This is a genomic window from Pseudomonas sp. Z1-12 (assembly GCF_051132015.1).
GTDB lineage: Bacteria > Pseudomonadota > Gammaproteobacteria > Pseudomonadales > Pseudomonadaceae > Aquipseudomonas > Aquipseudomonas zanjanensis.
Genome location: NZ_CP071647.1, coordinates 2,940,351 through 2,963,441, shown reverse-complemented (window position 1 = coordinate 2,963,441; position 23,091 = coordinate 2,940,351). Strand labels below are relative to the sequence as shown.

Genomic DNA, 23,091 nt, shown 5'->3' with positions numbered 1-23,091 from the left:
AGGAACCCTGTGCCGCCAGCCGAATGCTGCTTTGGTGGCCGGGGTCTAGTTCCTTGGTAGCAGGCCATCCGACGCAAGTCGCAAAGACAGGCGGTTTGGGAAATCTTCCCGGCAAAGGCGGGACTTTTTCCGTATCGGCAGCCCCCGGCACGACCCAACCTAGTTAGGCCAAAACCTTTCACTGGGAACTGCCACCATGACAATAAAAACGCTACCCGCCCTCTCCTCCCTGACGGTTGCCTTGCTGCTGGCCGGCAGTCTGTCGCTAAGCCCCTTGGCCAGCGCCGCAGCGCCAGGGGTCAGTTGGGAAGACATCGCCAACGACCACCTGACCACCCAGGACGTGTTGCAATACGGCATGGGCACCAACGCCCAGCGCTGGAGCCCGCTGGCCCAGGTCAACGACAAGAACGTGTTCAAGCTGACCCCGGCCTGGTCCTACTCATTCGGCGACGAGAAGCAGCGCGGCCAGGAATCCCAGGCAATCGTCAGCGACGGCGTGGTGTACGTCACCGGTTCGTACTCGCGGGTGTTCGCCCTCGACGCCAAGACCGGCAAGCGCCTGTGGACCTACAACCACCGGCTGCCGGACAACATTCGCCCGTGCTGCGACGTGGTCAACCGCGGCGCGGCCATCTACGGCGACAAAATCTACTTCGGCACCCTGGACGCGCGAGTCGTCGCCCTGGATAAAAACACCGGCAAGGTGGTGTGGAACAAGAAGTTCGGCGATCACGCCGGCGGCTACACCATGACCGGCGCCCCGGTGCTGATCAAGGACAAGACCAGCGGCAAGGTCCTGCTGATCCACGGCAGTTCCGGTGACGAGTTCGGTGTGGTGGGGCAACTGTTCGCCCGCGACCCGGACACGGGTGAAGAAATCTGGATGCGTCCGTTCGTCGAAGGCCACATGGGCCGCCTCAACGGCAAGGACAGCACGCCGACCGGCGACGTCAAGGCGCCCTCCTGGCCCGACGACAAGACCACCGAGACCGGCAAGGTCGAGGCCTGGAGCCATGGCGGCGGCGCACCTTGGCAGAGCGCCAGCTTCGATCCCGAGACCAACACCATCATCGTCGGCGCGGGCAACCCCGGCCCCTGGAACACCTGGGCGCGCACGTCCAAGGACGGCAACCCCCATGATTACGACAGCCTCTACACCTCCGGCCAGGTCGGCGTCGACCCAAGCACCGGCGAGGTGAAGTGGTTCTACCAACACACGCCCAACGACGCCTGGGATTTCTCCGGCAACAACGAGCTGGTGCTGTTCGACTACAAGGACAAGGACGGCAAGGTGGTCAAGGCCACCGCCCACGCCGACCGCAACGGTTTCTTCTACGTGGTGGATCGCAACAACGGCAAGCTGCAGAACGCCTTCCCCTTCGTCGACAACATCACCTGGGCCAGCCACATCGACCTGAAGACCGGCCGCCCGGTGGAAAACCCCGGCCAGCGCCCGGCCAAGCCATTGCCCGGTGAAACCAAGGGCAAACCGGTGGAAGTCTCGCCGCCCTTCCTCGGTGGCAAGAACTGGAACCCCATGGCCTACAGCCAGGACACCGGCCTGTTCTACGTCCCCGGCAACCAGTGGAAAGAGGAGTACTGGACCGAGGAAGTGAACTACAAGAAAGGTTCGGCCTACCTGGGCATGGGCTTCCGCATCAAGCGCATGTACGACGATCACGTCGGCAGCCTGCGAGCGATGAACCCCACCACCGGCAAAGTGGTCTGGGAACACAAGGAACCGCTACCGCTGTGGGCCGGCGTGCTGGCGACCAAGGGCAACCTGGTGTTCACGGGCACCGGCGACGGCTTCTTCAAGGCCTTCGACGCGAAGACCGGCAAGGAACTGTGGAAATTCCAGACCGGCAGCGGCATCGTCTCCCCGCCCATCACCTGGGAGCAGGACGGCGAGCAGTTCATCGGCGTGACCGTCGGCTACGGCGGCGCCGTGCCGCTGTGGGGCGGCGACATGGCCGAACTGACCAAACCCGTGGCCCAGGGCGGGTCGTTCTGGGTGTTCAAGATCCCGAGTTGGGATAAGGCGACGGCGCAGAAATAGCCCGAACCCACCTGGGCCCCGACCCACACCATAACCCCTGTGGGAGCGAGCTTGCTCGCGATAGCGCAGTGTCAGTCAACATCAATGCCGGCTGAACCACCGCCATCGCGAGCAAGCTCGCTCCCACAGAAAAGCGAGTTCGAGTCATGAAATTTTTGCCATTGCTACTGCTGTTCATCGGCACCTTTGCCCATGCCGACGACCCAGACACCCCACTGGCCATCAACGGCTGCACCATCGCCGAATCTAGCCAATGCCCCGGCGCCAACCTGCGCGGCGCACAACTGGCGAACCAGGACCTGCGCAAGATGAACCTCAGCGGCGCCGACCTGCGCGATGCCGACCTGCGGCACGCGCGGCTGGACTTGGCCAACCTTGAGAAAGCCCAGCTACAGGGCGCCAACCTGACCCGTGCCAGCCTGCAACAAAGCAACCTGCGCCTGGCGGACTTCAGCGGTGCCAACCTCATGGCGATCCAGGGTTGGGGCCTGTTCGCCCAAGGCGCGCAATTCCAGCGTGCCGACCTGACGGCGGCCTACCTGCAATTCGCTCGCCTGTCCGGGGCCCGCCTGCACGAGGCCAATCTGCAAGCCGCGGACCTGGAAATGGCCTGGCTGAGCAAGGCCGACCTCAAGGGCGCCAACCTGCGCGACGCCAACCTGCAAGAAACCAAGCTCGGCGAAAGCAACCTGGAACAGGCCAACTTGAGCGGTTCTCGCCAGCATTATGGGAGTTTCCAGGATGCGAATATGCAGGGCTGTACCGGGTGCCCAACGTCCTGGGATCAGTGAAGGCTCTGGATCAACAAATCCTTGTGGCGAGGGAGCTTGCTCCCGCTGGGGTGCGAAGCAGCCCCCAATAGGGTCAACTCAATGAGCCTGACACACCGAGGTGCCGGGTTTTGGGGGCGCTCCGCACCCCAGCGGGAGCAAGCTCCCTCGCCACAGGTGATCGCATTTCAAATCAAACATTAACCGGCCACCCGCACCACGCCCATATCGATCCCCAAATGCACCAGTTCGGCATGGGAGCTGACCTGCAACTTGCTCTTGAGCAGCGTCAGGTGGTTGGACACGGTCTTGGCGCTGATGCACAGCTGTTCGGCGATGGTCCGGGCCGGGGTGCCCTTGGCGAGCATGACGAAAATCTCCAACTCCCGTTGGGTCATGCATTGCAGGCGTGGATCGACAGCCTGTCGCGAGCTGGCGCAGGCCAGTTGCGTGGCCAAGGACTGTTCGATGTAGGCATGGCCCCCAAGCACCCGCCGCACCGCTTCCACCAGCACCTGGGGCGCCGAGTTCTTGGTCAGGTAGCCCGCCGCACCCGCATCCAGCGCCTGGCGCACCAGCGGCAGTTCGTCGTGCATGCTGAAGAACAACACCCGCAGTTGCGGCAGTCGCTGGCGCAGCCGCCGGGTGGTTTCCAAGCCACTGATCCCCGGCAAGCCAAAGTCCATGATCACCAGATGAGGCACCTGCTCCTGCACCTGGCTCAGCGCCTCTTCACCCGTGGCTGCTTCGCGGACCTGCAGGTCCGGCATCAATACCCGCAACAAGCTGGCATAGCCCTGCCGCACCACCGCATGGTCATCCACCAACAAAATGTTCATCACGCCTCCCAGGCAATATTCAAGGCCAGCGCCCAACCGGCACCGGGCTGGCTGATGACGCGCAACTCACCGCCAAGGCTGCGTGCCCGTTCGGCCATCGAGTGCAGGCCCACGCCCGCACGCGGTGGTTGCGGCGCACCCTGACCGTTGTCGCGCACCAGCAAGCGCAGGCGTCCGGCGCGATGTTGCAGGCGAATCCGTACCTGCGTGGCACCGGCATGTCGGGCAACGTTGGTCAACGCTTCCTGCAACAAGCGATACAGATGGGTCTTGTCGGGCCCCGACATGGGCGGCAGGGCTGTATCGATCCGCAACTGGCAGGCGATGCCCTGGGTTGCCTGCCATCGCCCGGCCAACACCTCGATGGCCTCACATAACGGCAGGTGCTGCAACACCACCGGGTACAAGTCATGCACCAGCGCCCGGAACCCCTGCTGCAAATGCTCGCAATGGTCTTCAAGCTGGCTGACGGTCTGTTCCAGCGTCGGCGGTTGATCCATCACCAGCCGCAGCAGGCAGGCACGGGCACGAATACCGGCCACGTATTGGCCCAGGTCGTCGTGCAGGGTCTGGGCCAACCGAGTGCGCTCCTGCTCCTGCACCGCCAGCAAGGCCTGGGTGAGCCGGGCGTTATCGGCCTGGGCCTCGGCCAAGGCAGCGGTCATGCGGTTGAAATGCCCCGCCAGTTGCTGCGCCTCCGGCACACCTTCGGTGCCCAGGCGCACCTGCAGGTTTCCCGCAGACACCTGGCGCAGCGCTTGCAGTAGCTCGTCGAGCAAACGCATGCCACGCCGTACCGCCCAGCGGATCACCAACAGGCTGAGCAACAACGCCAAGGCGCAGACGTACAACAGTTGCACCAACGAATCGAGGATCTCGTCAATCTCGTCCCGCGGATCGACGGCAATCCACGCCCGTCGACCGTCAGGCAAATCCACCACCTGGGCCGCCGGGCCATCGTCCAGCAGCCGGCGGCCGAGCCAGGCCTTCACCCCGTCCTCATCCACCGGGAACAACTCGCCGGCAGCCAGCCAACGGACCCGCACATGACGCAGGCTGCCGGTCAACCGTGGCTGGAGACTGGCCGGGTCGCGCTCGGCGGTTTCGCGCAGGTAATGCACCACCGACTCGGCTGATTGCAGTTCGCGTTTCACATCGGCCGTGGCCTGGTGCAGCAGCAGGACGGCACAGGCCAGGGTGACCAGGGCGAAGAAGGCGCAAACCCAGAGGTTGATTCGCCAGAGGGCTGACATGGCTAGCGTTCCTGCCCTGAATTGACACCCATCCCCTGTGGGAGCGAGCTTGCTCGCGATGACGGCGGCACATTCAATACCGTGGTCGACTGAACCACCGCTATCGCGAGCAAGCTCGCTCCCACAGGGGGGCTTGGGGGTTTCCAGGTTTTGGGACGATCCACACCGACCAAGCTCAGGATCAACAGGAACGGCAGCAGCAGGGTCTTGAGAATCCGCATGGTCTGTCCGCTCCTGGTCAATGACGATTGCCTTGCATCCTAAAACCCCGGCCGCCAAGGTGAGTTACTACCTTGGTACTGCCCCGGCGGTACTTTCTGCATATTTCCCCTTGGCCGTGGCCTTCCTATGCTGGCGCTACCCGCAATGGAGAATGTCATGCGCCGGCTCGTCAGTTACGCCCTGGTTTTTCTGCTGGCAGCGACAACCGCTCACGCCGGCGATGCCGCGCCGTTGCAAGTGCGCATCGGCTACCTGGGTTATCGCCCCGACCCGGGCCCGCTGCTCTCCAATGTCATCGCCGAACCGGCCGATGCCGGCTTGCGCGGCGCTGAGCTGGCGATCGTCGACAGCAACAGCACCGGGCGTTTTCTCAAGCACGACTACCGCCTGGAAAACGCCAGCGCCGACACGCCCGAAGCCCTGCTCCAGGCCGCCCGAACCCAACACGACCAAGGCCTGCGGTTGTTCGTGGTCAACGCACCGGCTGCCAGCCTGCGCCAACTCAGCGCCGCCCTGCCCGACAGCCTGCTGTTCAACGTCGGCAGCCCCGACGACAGCCTGCGCACCAGCGACTGCCTGGGCAACGTGCTGCACAGCCTGCCCGACCGCGCCATGCTCGCCGATGCCCTGGTGCAGTTCAGCGTCGTGCGCAAATGGCAACGGGCCTTGCTGGTCGTCGGCCAGACGCCCGAGGACCTGGCCTACGCCGCTGCCTTGCGCCGGGCCATGAAGCGCTTCGGCATGAAGATCGTCGCCGAGAAGGCCTGGCAGTTCGACAACGACCAGCGCCGCAGCGCCCAGGCCGAAATGCCGCTGTTCACCCAGACCGCCGAGTACGACGTGGTGCTGGTGGCCGACGAACGCGGCGACTTCGGTGAATACCTGCCCTACCAGACCTGGTACCCGCGCCCGGTGGCCGGCACCCAAGGGCTGACGCCCACCGGCTGGCACAAGACCGTGGAAACCTACGGCGCGGCGCAGTTGCAAAAACGCTTCGAAGCCTTGGCCGGGCGCTGGATGAACGACCGCGACTTCGCCGCCTGGATCGCCGTGCGCAGCATCGCCGCCGCCGTGAGCAAACTGCGCCAGGACGACCCGTTCGCCATCCGCCAACTGGCCCTCAGCGATCAGTTACCGCTGGACGGTTTCAAGGGGCGCAAGCTCAGCTACCGGCCGTGGAACGGCCAACTGCGCCAGCCGATTCCCCTGGTCCAGCCCCGGGCCCTGGTCAGCACATCGCCCCAAGACGGCTTCCTGCACCCTTCCAATGAAATGGACAGCCTGGGCTACGACCAGCCCGAAGTGAGCTGCCGTTACCCCTGATCGATAACAACAATAAGGAAACCACCATGCGCCGCGCCTTGATTTACCCGGCCCAGCTCCGCCCGACCTTGCTATGCAAAGCCCTCGCCCTGGGCGCTGCATTGCTCGCCGCCGGCCCCGCCGCCGCCAGCATCGCCTGGGTCTCCAACGAAAAAGACAACAGCCTGAGCCTGATCGACCTGCAGCGCCTGGAAGTCATCGAGACCCTGCCGGTAGGCCAGCGTCCCCGGGGCCTGCTGCTGTCCCATGACAATCGCCTGCTGTACATCTGCGCCAGCGACTCGGACCGGGTCCAGGTGATGGACGTCGCCACCCGCAAAATCATCAAGGAACTGCCGTCCGGCAAGGACCCGGAGCAGTTCGCCCTGCACCCCAACGACCGCTGGCTCTACGTGTCCAACGAAGACGATGCCTTGGTCACCGTGATCGACACCCAGACCTCCGAAGTCCTGGGCCAGATCGGCGTCGGGGTCGAGCCCGAAGGCATGGCTGTCAGCCCCGACGGCAAGTGGGCGGTCAACACCAGTGAGACCACGAACATGCTGCACTGGATCGACACCAGCACCCAGACCCTGGCCGACAATACCTTGGTGGACCAGCGCCCGCGTTTCGTCGAATTCAATCGCGACGGTACGCAGCTCTGGGCCTCGGCGGAGATCGGCGGCACCTTGACCATCCTCGACGTCGCCACGCGCCAGGTGCTCAAGACCTTGACCTTCCAGATCAAAGGCGTGCACCCGGACAAGGTCCAGCCGGTGGGCATCAAGCTCAGTGCCGACGGCACGCTGGCGTTCGTCGCCCTGGGCCCGGCCAACCATGTGGCGGTGATCGACGCCAAGACCTTCGAAGTGCTGGACTACCTGCTGGTGGGCCGGCGGGTCTGGCAACTGGCGTTCACCCCAGACCAGAAGCAACTGCTGGCGACCAATGGCGTGAGCGGCGATGTCTCGGTGATCGATGTAGAGCGCCGCAAAGTCCTGAAGTCAGTGAAAGTCGGACGCTATCCATGGGGTGTGGTGGTGACGCCATGAACGCCCTGGAGGTCAACGACCTGAGCTTCGCCTATGGCGCACGGGAAGCCCTGAAGCAGATGAGTTTCCGCCTGCCCGCTGGACGTTTCGCCGCGCTGCTGGGGCCCAACGGCGCCGGTAAGTCGACGCTGATCGCCCTGCTCACCCGCCTGTACGACCTGCAACGTGGCGAGATCCGCATCGGCGGTCATTCTCTGCGAAAATCTCCGCATCCGGCCTTGCGCCAGTTGGGTGTGGTGTTCCAACAAAGTACCCTGGACCTGGACCTGAGCATCGAACAGAACCTGTGCTACCACCTGGCGCTCCATGGTTTTTCCCGACGCCAGGGCAGCGCCCGCCTCGATGCCGAACTGACCCGCCAGCACCTGATCGAGCGGCGCCATGAACGGGTGCGCGACCTCAACGGCGGCCATCGGCGCCGGGTGGAAATCGCCCGGGCCCTGCTCCACGAACCGCGCTTGTTGCTGCTGGACGAACCCAGCGTCGGCCTCGATCCGGCCAGCCGCCTCGCCCTCGGCCTGCACATCCGGCAACTGTGCCGCGAGCAAGGCATCAGTGTGCTCTGGACCACTCACCTGCTGGACGAAGTGCAGCCCAGCGATGACCTGTTGATCGTGCACCAGGGCCGCCTGGTCGCCAGCGGCCAGGCCGATGCGGTGAGCCAGGAACACGGCGGCACCCTCGGTTCGGCCTTCACCCATTTGACCGCTTCGGGAGCCCGGCCATGAGCGCGTATTGGCACTGTTTCAGCGGCATCGTCATGCGCGAATGGCTGCGCTTCGTGCTGCAACGCACCCGGCTGCTCAGCGCCCTGGTCCGGCCATTGCTGTGGCTGCTGGTGTTCGCCGCCGGCTTTCGCGCGGCACTGGGCATCGCCATCATCGCCCCCTACGACACCTACATCCCCTACGAGGTATACATCGTGCCGGGGCTGGCCTGCATGATCCTGTTGTTCAACGGCATGCAGGGTTCGCTGTCGATGGTCTACGACCGGGAAATGGGCAGCATGCGCGTGCTGCTCACCAGTCCCCTGCCCCGGGCGTTCCTGCTGGCGAGCAAGTTGCTGGCGACGTCGCTGATCTCGCTGTTGCAGGTCTATGCCTTTCTCGCCATCGCCTGGTTGTACGGCATCCAACCGCCGGCCATGGGCCTGCTGCTGGCCTTGCCGGCCCTGCTGTTGGTAGCGCTGATGCTCAGTGCCCTGGGCCTGTTGTTGTCCAATGCCATCCGGCAACTGGAGAACTTCGCCGGGGTGATGAATTTCGTGATCTTCCCGATGTTCTTCCTGTCCTCGGCGCTGTACCCGCTGTGGAAAATGCAGGAAGCCAGCCCGTGGCTGTACTGGCTCTGCGCGGTCAACCCGTTCACCCATGGCGTGGAGTTGGTGCGTTTTGCGCTGTATGCACAGTTCAACCTGCTGGCGATGGCGGTGTGCGTGGGCTTGACCCTGCTGTTCGCGCTGTTGGCGGTGTGGACGTTCAATCCGCAGCATGCAGCGTTACGCAAGGCCAGTTGAACCGGCCCCAAGCCAATCCTCCTGTGGGTGGAATCCCCTGTGGGAGCGAGCTTGCTCGCGATGGCGGCGGGTCATCCAGCAATGATGTTGACTGACACACCGCTATCGCGAGCAAGCTCGCTCCCACAAGGGTTCTTCACAAGGGCTCAGCCCAGGGTCCATGGCCAAAATTACTACTTTAGTACCGGTTTTCCTGTCCATGGTCGCATTCACAAGACCTCGACCCTGGCATGTAATGGGCGCATAACAAAAAGGATAAATCCTATGCCCCGTTTGCTGGCGATCCTCCTGCTGGGCCTGGCGCTGAATGTCGCGCGGGCCGAGACCGCGCTGTTTTCAGCCCAGGGCTATCGCATCGCCCAATACCGCAGCCCGACACCCGCCACCGTCGACGGCGCCCAGACCCTCGACACCCAAGCCCTGCAACGCCTGCTCGATCAAGCCCAGCCCCCGCTGCTGATCGACGTCTACCGTCGTCCATGGGTCCAAGGACGTTTCATCGACAACGAACCCCATGCCAACCTCCCCGGCAGCCTGTGGCTGGCCAATACCGGGGACGGCGACCTCGACCCGACCTGGCAGGACTACTTCAGCCATCACCTGCGCACGGCCACCGGCGGGCGGCTGGATCGACCGCTGGTCTTTTATTGCCGCTCGGATTGCTGGCTGAGCTGGAACGCGGTAAAACGCGCCGCTGCCATGGGCTATAAGCATTTGTATTGGTATCGCGATGGCCTGGACGCCTGGGAGGCGGCGAACCTGCCCCTGCAAGCGGCCCGGCCCGAACCCCTTCCCTGAATGTGCAAGAAATGCGTGCAACTGCCCTGCCCCACACGACAATAACGAGGTGAATGGCCATGTATAAAATCCTGATAGCCGACGATCACCCACTGTTTCGCGAAGCCATCCACAACGTCATCAGCGACGGTTTTCCTGGCAGCGAGGTCATGGAGACCGCCGACCTCGACAGTGCCCTGGCCTTGACCGCCGAGCACGACGACCTGGACCTGATCCTGCTGGACCTGAACATGCCCGGCATGCACGGGCTCAATGGCCTGATCAACCTGCGCAACGAAGCACCAACGATCCCCGTGGTAATTGTTTCTGCCGAGCAGGACAAGCAAGTGGTGTTGCAGGCCATCACCTATGGCGCGGTGGGTTTCATCACCAAATCCTCGCCACGCTCGCAAATGACTGACGCCATCGAACAGATCCTCAACGGCAACGTGTACCTGCCGCCCGACATCATCCGCACGCAAAAAAGCCCGACGGGCCGCCGCCTGAACGAAACCCCGGCGTTCCCACCGGAACTGCTCCAGGCGCTGACTCGCAAGCAACTGCTGGTACTCGAACGCATGACCAAGGGCGAGTCGAACAAGCAGATCGCCTACACCCTGGACATCGCCGAAACCACGGTCAAGGCCCATGTCTCGGCGATCCTGCGCAAGCTCAATGTGCACAACCGGGTGCAGGCGATTCTCAGCGCCGGGGATATTGATTTCGGGGCTTATTTGCGGCGTTGATCAGCTGAACACTACAGGGACAGGTATACACCCCTGTGGCGAGGGAGCTTGCTCCCGCTGGGCTGCGAAGCAGCCCCATTCTGAACAAGCCTGACACACCGAGGTGCCTGGATTTTGGGGCCGCTTCGCGCCCCAGCGGGAGCAAGCTCCCTCGCCACAAAAGCCGTTCGGCTCAATGACCCTGGGATTGGCCTAGCAGATGACTCATCGCAATCTTGAGCTTCATCGGCCGCACCGGCTTGTGCATCAGGGTGTGGCCGCGCTCGCGGATCTGCTGCTTGAGTTCGTTGCTGTAGTTGGCGGTGATCATCATGGCCGGGATCGGTGAGGCCCGGCGGGCGTTGATCCGGGCCACGGCGTCCACACCGTTCTGATCATGGTCCAGGTGATAATCGGCGATCAGCAGGTCGGCCTCGGCGTGATAGTTATCCACTTGGCGGGCCAGGTCCTGCTCCGACAACGCCGTCACCACCTGGCAACCCCAGCCCTCCAGCAAGGTGCGCATGCCGGCGCAGATCGCCGCATCGTTATCCAGCACCCAGACCCGTGCCCCCCGCAGTCTTTCCAGCATCGGCTCGCTCATGTCCAGGCATGGCAACGGCTTGGGTGCGGTGGCGCTCAGCGGCACGTCGATGGCGAACATCGAGCCCTTGCCCGGCCAGGAGCGCACCTGGATCCGGTGCCCGAGGATCCCGGCGATTTTCTCGACAATCGCCAGGCCCAGGCCCAACCCACGGTCCTGGTTCGGGCGCTGGACGTCGCCGCGCTTGAATTCCTGGAATATTTCCTCCAGGCGATTCTCGGCAATGCCGATGCCGCTGTCCCAGACCTGGATCGACACGCGCTGGCGATGCCGCCGGCAGCCCAGCACCACCCGACCGCTGGGGGTGTAGCGAATGGCATTGCTCAGCAGGTTGCGCAGGATCCGCGCGAGCAATTGCATGTCGCTGCGCACCAGCACCGAACAGCCGACATAGTGCAGCTCCAGCCCTTCGCTGCGGGCGATCTGGGCGTATTCGGCGGCCAGGTTGTCCAGCAATTCGCTAAGGCCGAACGGCGCGACATCGGCCTTGATCACCCCGGCGTCCAACTTGGAAATGTCCACCAGGGTGCCCAGCAGGTTCTCGACGTCCTGCAACGAATTGCTGACGTTGCGCACCAATTGCGCGTTGGCCACTGGCTCGCGACGTTCGAGCAAGGCACTGGTGAACAAGCGTGCGGCGTTGAGCGGTTGCAGCAGGTCATGGCTGACCGCTGCGAGAAATTTGGTCTTCGACAGGTTGGCTTGCTCGGCCTCGCGCTTGGCCTCCCGCAGGCGCAACTCCACCCGGCTGCGCTCGTCGATCTCCCGCAGCAACTGGTCGTTGAGGGTGGTCAGTTCGGCCGTGCGCTCCTGGACTCGCTGTTCCAGGTTCTGGTAAGCCTGGTGCAATGCCTCGGCGGTGCGGCGGCGTTCGGTGATGTCGCGGATCAGCACGAAGATCCCGACCACTTCGCCGTTGGCCAGGCGGTTCGGCACGTAGGAGCGCAGCATGTAGCGCTCCTGGTTGTTGATGTTGGTCTCGGCGAATTCGAAGGTGACGCTCTCGCCCGCCAATGCCCGGGCCACGTAGGCTTCCAGGCGCTGGTAATGCTGCTCGCTGTGGGCTTCGCGCAGGCTCTGGCCGAGCATCACGCCGCGGGGCCAGCAATACCACTGCTCATAGACCTTGTTGGTGAATTCGTAGACCAGGTCGGCGTTGAGGTAAGCGATCAGCGCCGGCACATGGTCGGTGATCAGGCGGATCCAGCGCTCGCTTTCGCTCAGTGCCTCGGCGTGCTGGTAGCGCTCGGTGATGTCGGTGAAGGTGTTGACGTAGCCGCCGGTGGGCAATGGATGCGTGCGGATTTCCAAGACGCGGCCATCGGACAGGCGCTGCTCGCACTCATGGATCAACCGGCCGTTGCTGTCGCGACTGGCCGGGGTCAGCAGTTGTAGCTCACTGTCGCCGATCACTTCGTTGAAGGGCCGGTGGGCCGCCACCGGGGCCAGGCCACTGAGTTCAAGGAAGCGCCGGTTCCACAGTTCCAGCACGCCTTGGGCATTGACCATCGCCACACCCTGGGACAGGTTGTCCACCGCCCGCTGCAACAGGTGGGACTTCTGCGCGATAGCCTGCTCGCGGCGCACGGTTTCGCTGAGTTTGACGTCGGTGATGTCAGTAAACAGGATCACTCGCCCGCCTTCCTGGGTCGGCCGCTCGCTGACTTGCAGCCAACGGCCGTTCTGCAAGCGATACAACACATGCTCGTCGGCCTGGCCGCGAGGCTCTTCGCTGAACAAGCCGTTGGCGGTCATCAAGCGCTTGACCTCGCAAAGACGCATCCCGGCGATGATGCGCACCCGGCTGTTGGCCCAGAAGGCCTTGAAGCGGCTGTTGAACAGGACGATGCGTTGCTGCTCGTCGAACAGCACAAACGCATCGGAGATGCTCTCGATGGCGTCGATCAGGTGCCGGTGGGCAGTTTCCGCCCGCAGTCGCGCCTCGCCCAGCAAGTGATTGCCGGCCTTGAGCTCGGCCATGGCCTGGTTCAGCGCGTCGGTGCGCTCACGCACCTGCTCGGCCAGCACCACCGAGTGCTGGAACGCCGCATAGGGGTCGTTGCCGCGGGTCACGCCAGACTCCACCCGCTCGATCAGCGCCGCGTTGATGCGCCGCAACTTGCGGTTTTCGTGTTGCAGGCTGGCGAGCTGGGCCTGTAGGTCAGCGATGGCCGGGGACGCGATGTCGGGCAATGGCAACTCCGGTGAACGTCTGGTTGATGTGCATGCCATTGAACTGTTCTCCATAGGTGTTGAACCCCATCACCCGTTGTTCGCGCAGGAACTCGCCGATCTGTTCCAGGCCGCCGCGGTCTTCCAGCTCCAGGCGCCGCAGGAAGCAATCGCAGCCGATGGTCAGCAGCAAATCGCCGAGGCGTGCCTGCAAACCGTCGAACAGTGTTTGCAGGTTGTGCAGCAAGGGACCGGGCGTCATGGCGGTGAGGACGATGCCGTTCTCCACCGCACAGTAGAAACTCAGGCTCAGGTCCGGGTGCACCTGCTGGATCGCCCGCACGTAGTACTGGTCGTTGATCCGCACCGCCAGTGGATGGGCGGCGAAGACTCGGTAGTCGAGGGCGCTCACTGGAACGCCGATATGCCGGGCGTATTCCTCGGCGGCGGGTTCGGCGTTGAGCTCATAGACCCGGCGCGAAGCACTGTCGGCGCCGGTCACCACCAGTTTCTCGTCCCGGGGCAGGATGTGGTGGGTGGTGAAGACTTCGAACTCCAGCCACGTGTTGATCAGCACCACCACGGCCGCGCCGCTGTGGAACTGGCCTTCGAAGTAGACGTGGGTGTGGGTCAGGTAGTTGTCATCGCCGGCCGAGCCGCCGAAATGCGGAATATCCCCCAACGCGGCGCTCAAGGCCGCCAGCACCATTTCCTCGCGGCTGGACAGGCCGTCGAGCAGGGTCAAGGCGAAACTGTGGCCCTTGATCGGTGCCAAGGCATTGCTGCGACAGCCGCTGGCCAGGCGCTCGACCATTTGCTGGGCGTCGATCAGGCTGAAGTGCTCCATTTCACCGATCAGCTCGGCGGCAATGGAAAAGTGTCGATGATCGAATCCCACCGCCGTCACACAGTTGCGACCGTAGCCCTGGGCGGTGATTTCCCCGGCGCTGGTGCAGCCCACCAGGCGAATCCCGCCGAAACTCTGGGACAGCGCCTGGCCCAGGGCCGGCAAGTCGTATTCGGCGGAACAGAAAAACAGCACGAACCCCAGGTGCGGGTGCAACAACTGCCGCGCCAGCGCCTGGGCCACCTGCTGGACGTCGGTCGCCTGGGACATGGCGCTCACCACACCTTCGCTCTGCTGCATCGTCGCCTCCGGCGGGTGCGTGATAGGAGCCCTGAGTGTACGAAGCCGCGCCGGGGCGACGAATGCTACTTGGGTAGTGGGTGGACACTTCCATGGGATGAGAAGGTGATACGCACCGCGCCCCCTCCTCCTGGCTTGGAATACCTTTGTGGCGAGGGAGCTTGCTCCCGCTGGGGTGCGAAGCGCCCCCATGAGGCTGACGACACCAGCCTGACACACCGCGGCGCCTGGCCTTGGGGCTGCTTCGCAGCCCAACGGGAGCAAGCTCCCTCGCCACAACAGCCGTTCAGCTGTGTGTCAGGGGCTGTCGATCGTTCCCTCGCTCCTGCGTGAAAATGTCGCCAGGGACGCTCCGAGTTCCACTTCTTCAAAAACTAAACTCCCCATCCGTGAGCACACGCGGACGTCCAGCAAACGAAGGCCGCTTTTGTGGCGAGGGAGCTTGCTCCCGCTGGGGTGCGAAGCGCCCCCATGAGGCTGACGACACCAGCCTGACACACCGCGGCGCCTGGCCTTGGGGCTGCTGCGCAGCCCAGCGGGAGCAAGCTCCCTCGCCACAAAAAGCGGTTCGGTGCTGGCAATAGAGCGGTTCAGTGCCCAGGCAATATCAGTGGTTCATCGGCGCCATGGCGCTCACCTGCCCCAGCAGTTTCTGATCGATGTCTTCCAGGCGCAGCACCCGGCCGCCGGTATCGCTCGCCAGTTTTTCTGCCGCCTGGGGATCGGAGAACGAAGCCAATACCACGCCCATGGCGCCTTTGAGCCCGCTGCCAATGACGAAGTACGCGCTGCGGGCGTCGATCAGATGGGCATCATCCGGCGCATCCCAATGGCTGCGCCCCATGTCGTGGACATACAGCTTGACGTCGGCCCGATGGTTTTCCGGCTGCAACCACCACCCCAGCATTTCCGCCGGCGAGCAGAACTTCTTCACGCCTCCTGCGCCGACTGCCGCGCCCTTGGGCCCGGGAAAGTCAGTGATGACCATGCCGCACACATGGCACTCATCACTGGAATGGAACGCCAGCGCCGCCTCGCTGGCCGCAGGTGGCTCGGCCTTGTCGCACGCCGCCAACGCCAGGCACATCAATAACCCGGCCAAGAGACGGCCCGTCTTCAAAGACACTTTATTCATCGTTGCATGCTCCCTTGATCAAGATCAGACATTCACGGGCACCGGCGATTGAACAACCGATAGGCCAGCCACAACGGGATTGCCATCCACAGGCCCAGGCACAACCAGAGCAAAGGCGCCGACACCGGCAAATCGCTGCCCAGGGTCAACACCGCGGCACCGCTGGACGCCGCATCGAACCCGGACAAGTTGATCAGCCGATACACATCCGTAGGGTTGAACAGCAGCAGCCATGGCAGCAGCTCCGGGCTGAACCGCCCCTCGCTCAGCACCAGCAGCGCCAGCAAGGCCAGGTCGAACACCAGCACGAAGAAAAACCACACCCCGAGCGCCAATCCGGCGGCGGTGGATTTCTCTGCCGACACGCTGCTCAGCACATAGGCCAGCCCGAGGAACACCCAGCCCAGCAGCGTGCTGGACAACATGAACCGGCCAAAGGCCCAGAGCAGCAAGCTCAACTGAACATCGTCCACTAGCAGAGCGACGGCCAGCATCGCGCAGCCAAAGCCGATGATGGTGGCCAGGGCCAGGATCAAGCCGTGCCCGACAAACTTGCCCAGCAGCAATTGGCCGCGCCCCAACGGGTAGGTCAGCAACAGCAGCAGCGTGCCGTTCTCGTCCTCGCCGACAATCGCGTCGTACGCCAGCAGCAAGGCAATCAGCGGCATCAGGAACGTCGCCAGGCTGGACAGGCTCGCCACCGTGGCGGGCACCGAGGTAAACCCCAGCTGACCGGCCGCCGCCGCGCCGAGCCAGGCGATGCCGATCGCCAACACCGCGAACAACAGGCTGATCGCCAACAACCAGCGATTGCGCAGGCCATCGCTGAATTCCTTGCGGGCCATGTTCCAGACCGGGTTCATAGGCTGGCCTCCTCGGCGGCGGCACGGACCATGTAATGACGGTACAGATCCTCCAGGGACGGCGGCTTGATCTCGACATCCGTCGGGTCGTCCTGGGCCAGTAACTGGCGCAGCAATTTCAGTTTGCTGCCGTCCGGCACGGACACCTGCACCCCTTCCGTGCCCCAGCCCTGGGTGGCGTGCCCTTCGCTGCGCCAATGCTGGCGAAGCCAGTCGGCCCGTGACAGGCCGGAGGCGCGGATCAGCGTTGGCAGCCCGGCATCCTCCCGCAGGCGGGCCAGGCTGCCCAAGGCCAAAAGCCGACCCCGGGTCAGAATCGCGGCGCGGTTGATGTGCGCTTCCACCCCTGGCAAGACATGGGAGCAGAGAATGATGCTGGTGCCCTGCCAACGCAGGCGGTCGAGCAGTTGATAAAGGTCCTGGGTGGCGATGGGGTCCAGGCCCACGGTCGGTTCGTCCAGCAATAACAGGCGCGGCTGGCCGAGCAGCGCCTGGGCCAGGCCGAGGCGCTGGCGCATGCCCTTGGAATAGGTCCTCACGCGCCGCCTGGCGGCGCCCGTCAACCCCACGTCCTCCAGCAGACGCTCCACCTGCTCCGGTGCCGCGCCTTTGAGCCGGGCGAAATGGCGCAAGGTTTCCAGCCCGCTCAACTGCGGGTAGAACATCACGTTCTCGGGCAGATAACCGAGCATCTGCCGCACACTCGGGTCGCTGGGTGCACGACCGAAGACACGCACCTCCCCCTCGCTGGCCCGCAGCAAACCGAGGATCAACTTCATGGTGGTGGTCTTGCCCGCACCGTTGTGCCCGAACAACCCGAGCACCTCGCCTTGGGCCAGGGTCAAGTCCAGCCCGCGCAGCACGGCGACATCGCCATAACGCTGGCTGACCCCTTCGATCTCGACGACGTTCAAGACGCGTTCTCCTGGGCACTGTTGCGTGGTGGGGGCTGGACAGGGGTTTCCATCAGCGGATGGCTGTCCATCACCCCGGGAGATTTCATCACCGGGAAGGCCCGCTGCACCCAGCGCAGCAGCTCGATCCCCGGACTGTTCATCAACAACCGCACCTGGGGATACAGCCACAGCAGGCGATCGACGTTGTCGTTGGGTTCATAGGCCACATCGCCCAGGCCGTCGCCGTTGCGATCCCACCCCAGGTAATCGCTCCAATAGTTGCCGCGCCCCTCCGCCGACCACTCCTGCAGCCGCGTGGCCACGTATTTGACCTGGCGCTGGTTGTGGACGAAGGCATTGCCGGCGATGCGGTTGTCCTCCGAGCCGGCCGTCAGGTGGATGCCCACGGCGCTGCGCTCGAAATGATTGCCTTCGATGCGGTTGAACAACGAGTTGTAGATGAACAGGGCCTTGCCCTCGGCGCCGGTGATCATGGTGTCGCCGGTGGACCCGTCGCGCACGTCGCTGACAAAGTTATCGCGCAGGCTGGAATAGGTGATGTAGTTCATCAGGATCCCGTAGTTCTGGTCCTGTTCGGAGCGATTGCCGATCACCGTCAATTGGCGGCTTTGCATCAAGGCATAACCGGTGCGGGTACGCCGGGTGACGTTGTCCAGCAGGCGGTTATCGTTGGCGAACATGTAATGCACGCCGTAGCGCAAATCCTCCAGCGTGTTGCCCTGGAGCAGGTTGCCGTTAGAGGTGTCGATGTAGATGCCGTCACGGGTTTCGCGCACCTGATTACCGATGACCCGGGCGCCGTGCACCGCATACAAATGGATGCCGTTGCCCCGGTCCTGGGAGCGCAGGCTGGGGTCGCCCTGGATGCGGTTGTCGATCAGGCTGACGTCCCGCGTGCCATCGACCCAGATACCGAAGCCCTGGCCTTGCATCCGATTACCGCGCACCACGGCGCCTGTTGCCCCGGGCTGGATGAACACGGCGGCGTTCATGGCCGTAAGGTCGTGGCCCCAGTCCAGGAAGGTGCAGCCCTGGACCTGCACGTTCGGCGCGCGAATGGTCAAGCCATTGCCCTCGCCTTGCGCCTCGAATACCGCTTCTGGCGCGCAAGTGAGCGTCATCGGCTGATCGATACTGAACGAGCCTTGGTAGTGCCCCGCAGGCAGACGCCAGTGCTGCTCGCCCTCAGCCTGCAAAGGCAGATTCGTCATCGGTTGCGGCGTGCCAAACGCACCGCCCGACAGCAGGCAGGACACCAGGGCAATAACCGGTCGACGAACGTTTGCATGCTGCGTTTTCCCGGTCATTGCGCCTGTCTCCTTCATGAATGACTCAGGCCTTTTCAACCAGCATGCGGCCGACCATTTCCATGTGCAGGGCGTGGCAGAACCAACTGCAGTAGTACCAATGCAAGCCGGCCTTGTCGGCGGTGAAGGTGATGGATGAGGTCTGTTGCGGGCTGATCTCCATGCTGGCGCCGTGGTTGGTCATGACAAAACCGTGGGACACGTCCTCGATCTGGTCGATGTTGGTGATGGTCACGGTCACCTCGTTGCCTTGCTTGACGGTGAACTCCGTCAGGCCATAGGCCGGCGCCATCGAGGTCATGTACACCCGCACCTTATTGCCATCGCGGATGACCTTGTTGTCGGTTTCGAGATTGATGCCGTCCTTCTTCGCCAGGGCCACGGTGTCGGCGAAGAACGGATCGTTGCGGTTCCAGATTTTCTGGGTCTTGATCTGGTCGCGCCGCGCGAGAATGCAGTCATGGGGTTCGGCGAAGGCCGGGCCGTCGTGCACCAGCTTCATCTCTTCACCGGAAATGTCGATCAGTTGATCGTTCTCCGGGTGCAACGGGCCGGTGGGCAGGAAGCGGTCCTTGGAGAATTTGCACAACACCACCAGCCACTTGCCGTCCGCCTCGCTGGTTTCGGTGAGGGACGCATGGTTGTGGCCCGGCTGGTACTGGACGTCGAGTTTCTGCTTGATGTAGTTGACCTTCTCGCCCTTGTAGGCGCGGATGGCCTCGTCCATGTTCCACTTCACCACCTGGCTGTCGATGAACAAGGTCGTGTAGGCGTTGCCGCGCCCGTCGAACGTGGTGTGCAGCGGCCCCAGCCCCAGTTCGGGCTCGGCGACGATCACTTCGCGCGGGTCCTTGTAACGGTCGTTGAACAAATCATCCAGACGGTCGATGGCGATCATCGAGACCGTGGGCGACAACTTGCCGTTGGCGATGAAGTACTTGCCGTCCGACGAGGTATTGAGCCCGTGGGGGTTCTTCGGCACCGGAATGTAGCGAGTGAACTCGGAGTCCTTGCCGTCGGTCTTGCGGCCATCGACCACCGGCACCTTGGAACCGTCCAGGGTGATGAATTTGCCGGCCTTGATCGCCGCCTCGATCCGCGGGACGTTGAACACCACCACCCAGTCGCGCTCGTTGCGCATCATGCCGCCCAGGTCGTAGGCCTTCTCGGAGTTGTAGCAGGTGCTGGCGGCGTATTTGCCGGTGTAGTCGGCGTCGGAGTTGTCCAGGTTGCCGTCGACGATCACCTGGAAGGCCATTTCCATTTTTTCGGCATCGATGGCGTTGAACATCGTGAAGCTGTTTTTGTCCTGCAGGTCGAAGGTATGACCGTCGTTGGGGTGCGGGATCACGAACTCGGCGTTGGCGAACACGTACTTGGTGTACGGCACCTTCTGCAGGCGCAGGCCGTGGATGGCCTGGACGTTGGGCACGGTGAGGATCTTGTCGCACTTCATGATGTCCAGGCGAATGCGCGCGACCCGGGAGTTGGCCTTGTCATTGATGAACAGGTATTTGCCGTCGTACTTGCCGTCGGTCATGGAGATGTGCGGGTGGTGGCAGTCGCCGTTCTGGTATTTGGCGCTGTCACCGAGGATGCGCTTGCTCTCGTTGGTCAGCCCCCAACCGGTGGCCGAATCGACGTTGAACACCGGGATGCGCATCAACTCGCGCATCGACGGTACACCCAGCACTCGCACCTCGCCTTGGTGGCCGCCGCTCCAGAACCCGTAGTATTCGTCCAACTCACCGGGCCCGACGTGGATCTTGGACCTGGCCTCCTTGGCCGCCGCTGCCCAGGACTCACGGGTGAACGTCCCTGCCCCCAGCGCCGTGGCGCCGGCCAGCACCGCGCCCGTTACCGCACCGGTGCCGAGAAAACTGCGCCGGCTGACACCCCGGGGCGCTTCCACCGCGCCAGGGACTTGGTCTTTTTTGTCGCTCATGCTGTGTGCTCCATGAAGAATGAAACGGTCAAGGGACAGGCCATTGGGGTGCCTCAAGGCGCCGGGTTCACCTGCACCACGGGAATCAGTTGCGCATCGGTCACGGTCGCCTTGCCGCGCTTCTTGCGCTTGTTGATCAGCGGCGGGCATTTGTTTTCGTTGTGCCAGGTCATCTGGCAGTCGAGGCAGTAATGGCATTCGTTGGCGTTGATCCGGCCATCGGGATGGATCGCCTGGATCTCGCATTCCTTGGCGCACAGTTGGCAGGGGTTGCCACATTCCTTGCGGCGCTTGAGCCAGTCGAACAATCGCAGGCGGGTCGGCATCGCCAAGGCGGCACCCAGCGGGCAGACGTAGCGGCAATAGACTTTGCGGGTAAAGACATTGATCACCAGCAGGCCCGCTGCGTATGCCACGAACCACCACTGGCGGTCGAACTTGAGGGTGATAGCGGTCTTGAACGGCTCCACTTCGGCCAGCCGTTCGGCGCTGGACATCGATTCCAGCGAGACGCCGAACAGCACCAGCAAAATGATGTACTTGATCGCCCATAGCCGCTCATGCACGGCGAACGGCAGCTCGTATTGCGGCACCTTGAGCTTGCGCGCCAGTTCGTTGATCAGCTCCTGCAACGCGCCGAACGGACACAGCCAGCCGCAGAACACCCCGCGTCCCCACAACAGAATGCTGCCGGCGGTGAACACCCAGAGGATGAAGATCAGCGGATCGGTGAGGAACAGTTCCCAGCGAAAGCCTTCGAACAGGGCGTGGACGAAGGTCAGCACGTTGACCACCGACAACTGCGCCAGCGCAAAGCCGCCCAGGAACACCACGGTGAACACCAGGTAACCGCGACGTACCCAGTGCAACAACGTGGGCCGCCGGGCCAGGGAGTCCTGGAAAAACAGGATCGCGGTGAGGACCAGCAACGCCGCACCCAACACCGAAATCTCCACGCTTTTCTGATACCAGAGTGTCAACCACATTGGCCGGCTGGCTTCTTCAGCGGCCGCCAGTTGCTCGGCGGTGGGCAATGGCCGTTCCAGGTAGGGTTCGGGCAGTTGATAGGCCAGCTCGAAACTGCTGAAGGTGCCGCTGACCGGACCGGTCTGGCGGCGCACCAGCAGCTCCAGGTTCCAGGGCGAACCGGGGTCGAAACGGTGGGCGGCGCGGATGATGAAAATCGCCATTTCATCGAAGTCCGGCATGTCATCAAGGGCCACATCATTCAGGCGCTGGAAATCCAGGTCGCGAAAACTGATGGTGTCGCCGGACTGACGCAACTGCACCCGGTCGAAAATGCCGCCGCGTACGTAACCCGAGCCCTTGAAGGAATAACGCCCGCTGCCCATCACTGCAATGGCTTGTTCGCCCGGCTTGAGCTCGGCCATCAGCGTGCGGTATTGCGCCTCGCCCAGCAGGTTACGGCCAATGGTGGGTGGGTTGAGGTGGGTGGTGTAGAGGTCGATGAAGGTGTCATTCACTTGCTCGCCGCTGGCGGTCTCGACCTGTTCGGCGTCGGTGCCCTTGAAGGACGCGTCGACCTGGCCACGGGTCAGGTGCAGGCGACGGACCGCGCCGTTGCCGGTCAAGGTCTTCCAGTCGGCAGCCTCGTAGATATCCGTGCGCACCCGCGCCGGTGCCACGGCCAATCCCGCATCGCCCTTGACCAGGCCGAGGGACACCGCGACATCGTGGGCGGCGCGCATGATCACTTCGTTGACCACCATGGCCGTCACCGTGGCGCCGGCGATCGCATCGACCGTCACCGCATTCGGGTCGCTGGAATGCCCTACCACCACTCGCTGGTTGACCTTGATGCCGCTGTAGCGCGCGCTGAAGCCGTGGAGTTTTTCTTCGGCGATGCCGATCAGCAGGATCGGTTCGTGGTGTTCAAGCACATAGGCGTCGAGAATCACCCCGGCAGGATCGAGAATGACCTGGACGTTGATCGGCTTGCCGGAATACGCCGGAATGTCCACCACATCCAGGCTCTGGAACACGTAGCCCGCGACCTTGCCAGCGGCGGACAGCTTGCGAACCTTGAAGGGACCGTCGGGTTCGGAGATCGAATCGACCGAGCCCAGGACGTGGTGGATGCGTTGTCGCGGGAGGTCGCCGTAGTCCTTGGCCTGGACGATTCCAGCGAACATCAGCAGTAGAACGAACAGCCCGGGGAGCCAGGAGCGGGATAGGTGCAACATCACAGAGGGACGGGTCATGAGCGCCATGGCTTGAAGACAGGATCTTGGCGATCATTGTGGGGCCCGCCCCTGGCATGGGCCCTTGATTGAAATCAACTCGGAAAAACTAAACTCCCCATCCGTGAGCAGACGCGAACGTCCAGCAGATGAAGGCCGCTTTTGTGGCGAGGGAGCTTGCTCCCGCTGGGGCGCGAAGCGCCCCTCCATGAAGCGGCCCACATCAACCTGACACACCGTGGCGCCTGGTCTTGGGGCCGCTGCGCAGCCCAGCGGGAGCAA

The 23,091-nt window shown here is 63.5% G+C and carries 18 protein-coding genes; 8 read left to right on the top strand and 10 right to left on the bottom strand.

All coding sequences use genetic code 11. The features are described from left to right. Positions 1 to 196 precede the first annotated feature (196 nt). Both exaA and J3P85_RS12545 read left to right on the top strand, forming a co-directional pair. Positions 197 to 2,062, top strand: coding sequence for a quinoprotein ethanol dehydrogenase (gene exaA / locus J3P85_RS12550; RefSeq protein WP_434706043.1), 1,866 nt, complete (start codon positions 197 to 199; stop codon positions 2,060 to 2,062). 146 nt (positions 2,063 to 2,208) lie between these two features. Then, positions 2,209 to 2,853, top strand: a complete 645-nt coding sequence (locus tag J3P85_RS12545) for a pentapeptide repeat-containing protein (protein WP_434706042.1) — start codon at positions 2,209 to 2,211, stop codon at positions 2,851 to 2,853. Between the two features lie 179 nt (positions 2,854 to 3,032). Here J3P85_RS12545 and J3P85_RS12540 read toward each other — a convergent pair whose 3' ends face one another. Further along, positions 3,033 to 3,671, bottom strand: coding sequence for a response regulator (locus tag J3P85_RS12540; RefSeq protein ID WP_434706041.1), 639 nt, complete (start codon positions 3,669 to 3,671; stop codon positions 3,033 to 3,035). Continuing rightward, positions 3,671 to 4,924, bottom strand: coding sequence for a HAMP domain-containing sensor histidine kinase (locus J3P85_RS12535; protein WP_434706040.1), 1,254 nt, complete (start codon positions 4,922 to 4,924; stop codon positions 3,671 to 3,673). Before J3P85_RS12535 ends, J3P85_RS12540 begins: the two co-directional genes overlap by 1 nt. Before the next feature lie 378 nt (positions 4,925 to 5,302). Between J3P85_RS12535 and J3P85_RS12530 the strand changes: the two genes are divergently transcribed. From J3P85_RS12530 to J3P85_RS12505, 6 genes are all read left to right on the top strand, one after another. Further along, on the top strand, positions 5,303 to 6,469 hold the full coding sequence (locus tag J3P85_RS12530) for an ABC transporter substrate-binding protein (protein WP_434706039.1): 1,167 nt from the start codon (positions 5,303 to 5,305) through the stop codon (positions 6,467 to 6,469). 26 nt (positions 6,470 to 6,495) lie between these two features. Beyond that, the gene (locus J3P85_RS12525; RefSeq protein ID WP_434706038.1) at positions 6,496 to 7,500 is read left to right on the top strand and encodes a YVTN family beta-propeller repeat protein; all 1,005 of its coding nucleotides are present in this window, start codon (positions 6,496 to 6,498) and stop codon (positions 7,498 to 7,500) included. Further along, entirely contained in the window at positions 7,497 to 8,228 is a 732-nt protein-coding gene (locus tag J3P85_RS12520) for an ABC transporter ATP-binding protein (protein WP_434706037.1), read from the top strand. The genes J3P85_RS12525 and J3P85_RS12520 overlap by 4 nt, the downstream gene beginning before the upstream one ends. Continuing rightward, positions 8,225 to 9,016 (top strand): ABC transporter permease, encoded by a 792-nt coding sequence (locus J3P85_RS12515; protein ID WP_434706036.1) that lies wholly within the window; start codon positions 8,225 to 8,227, stop codon positions 9,014 to 9,016. The genes J3P85_RS12520 and J3P85_RS12515 overlap by 4 nt, the downstream gene beginning before the upstream one ends. A 264-nt stretch (positions 9,017 to 9,280) precedes the next feature. Next, on the top strand, positions 9,281 to 9,814 hold the full coding sequence (locus J3P85_RS12510) for a PQQ-dependent catabolism-associated CXXCW motif protein (protein ID WP_434706035.1): 534 nt from the start codon (positions 9,281 to 9,283) through the stop codon (positions 9,812 to 9,814). A 59-nt stretch (positions 9,815 to 9,873) separates the two neighbouring features. Beyond that, positions 9,874 to 10,539, top strand: a complete 666-nt coding sequence (locus J3P85_RS12505; protein ID WP_186731030.1) for a response regulator transcription factor — start codon at positions 9,874 to 9,876, stop codon at positions 10,537 to 10,539. A gap of 172 nt (positions 10,540 to 10,711) precedes the next feature. Here the strand turns inward: J3P85_RS12505 and nahK are convergent, their stop codons facing one another. From nahK to nosR, 8 genes are all read right to left on the bottom strand, one after another. Continuing rightward, positions 10,712 to 13,354 (bottom strand): hybrid sensor histidine kinase/response regulator NahK/ErcS', encoded by a 2,643-nt coding sequence (nahK, locus tag J3P85_RS12500; protein ID WP_434706034.1) that lies wholly within the window; start codon positions 13,352 to 13,354, stop codon positions 10,712 to 10,714. Next, positions 13,284 to 14,441, bottom strand: coding sequence for a nitric oxide-sensing protein NosP (gene nosP / locus J3P85_RS12495; RefSeq protein WP_411384821.1), 1,158 nt, complete (start codon positions 14,439 to 14,441; stop codon positions 13,284 to 13,286). Before nosP ends, nahK begins: the two co-directional genes overlap by 71 nt. Positions 14,442 to 15,048: 607 nt before the next feature. Then, complete coding sequence (locus J3P85_RS12490; RefSeq protein ID WP_434706033.1) at positions 15,049 to 15,576, bottom strand: nitrous oxide reductase accessory protein NosL; 528 nt, start codon at positions 15,574 to 15,576, stop codon at positions 15,049 to 15,051. A gap of 32 nt (positions 15,577 to 15,608) precedes the next feature. Continuing rightward, positions 15,609 to 16,439 (bottom strand): ABC transporter permease, encoded by an 831-nt coding sequence (locus J3P85_RS12485; protein WP_434706032.1) that lies wholly within the window; start codon positions 16,437 to 16,439, stop codon positions 15,609 to 15,611. After that, complete coding sequence (locus tag J3P85_RS12480; protein ID WP_434706031.1) at positions 16,436 to 17,353, bottom strand: ABC transporter ATP-binding protein; 918 nt, start codon at positions 17,351 to 17,353, stop codon at positions 16,436 to 16,438. The genes J3P85_RS12485 and J3P85_RS12480 overlap by 4 nt, the downstream gene beginning before the upstream one ends. After that, positions 17,350 to 18,663: a nitrous oxide reductase family maturation protein NosD gene (locus J3P85_RS12475; RefSeq protein ID WP_434706030.1), complete on the bottom strand. Its 1,314-nt coding sequence runs from the start codon at positions 18,661 to 18,663 to the stop codon at positions 17,350 to 17,352. Before J3P85_RS12475 ends, J3P85_RS12480 begins: the two co-directional genes overlap by 4 nt. 25 nt (positions 18,664 to 18,688) lie before the next feature. Beyond that, the gene (gene nosZ, locus J3P85_RS12470) at positions 18,689 to 20,608 is read right to left on the bottom strand and encodes a TAT-dependent nitrous-oxide reductase (RefSeq protein WP_434706029.1); all 1,920 of its coding nucleotides are present in this window, start codon (positions 20,606 to 20,608) and stop codon (positions 18,689 to 18,691) included. Between the two features lie 53 nt (positions 20,609 to 20,661). Continuing rightward, positions 20,662 to 22,812 (bottom strand): transcriptional regulator NosR, encoded by a 2,151-nt coding sequence (nosR, locus tag J3P85_RS12465; RefSeq protein WP_434706361.1) that lies wholly within the window; start codon positions 22,810 to 22,812, stop codon positions 20,662 to 20,664. Between the last annotated feature and the right edge of the window lie 279 nt (positions 22,813 to 23,091).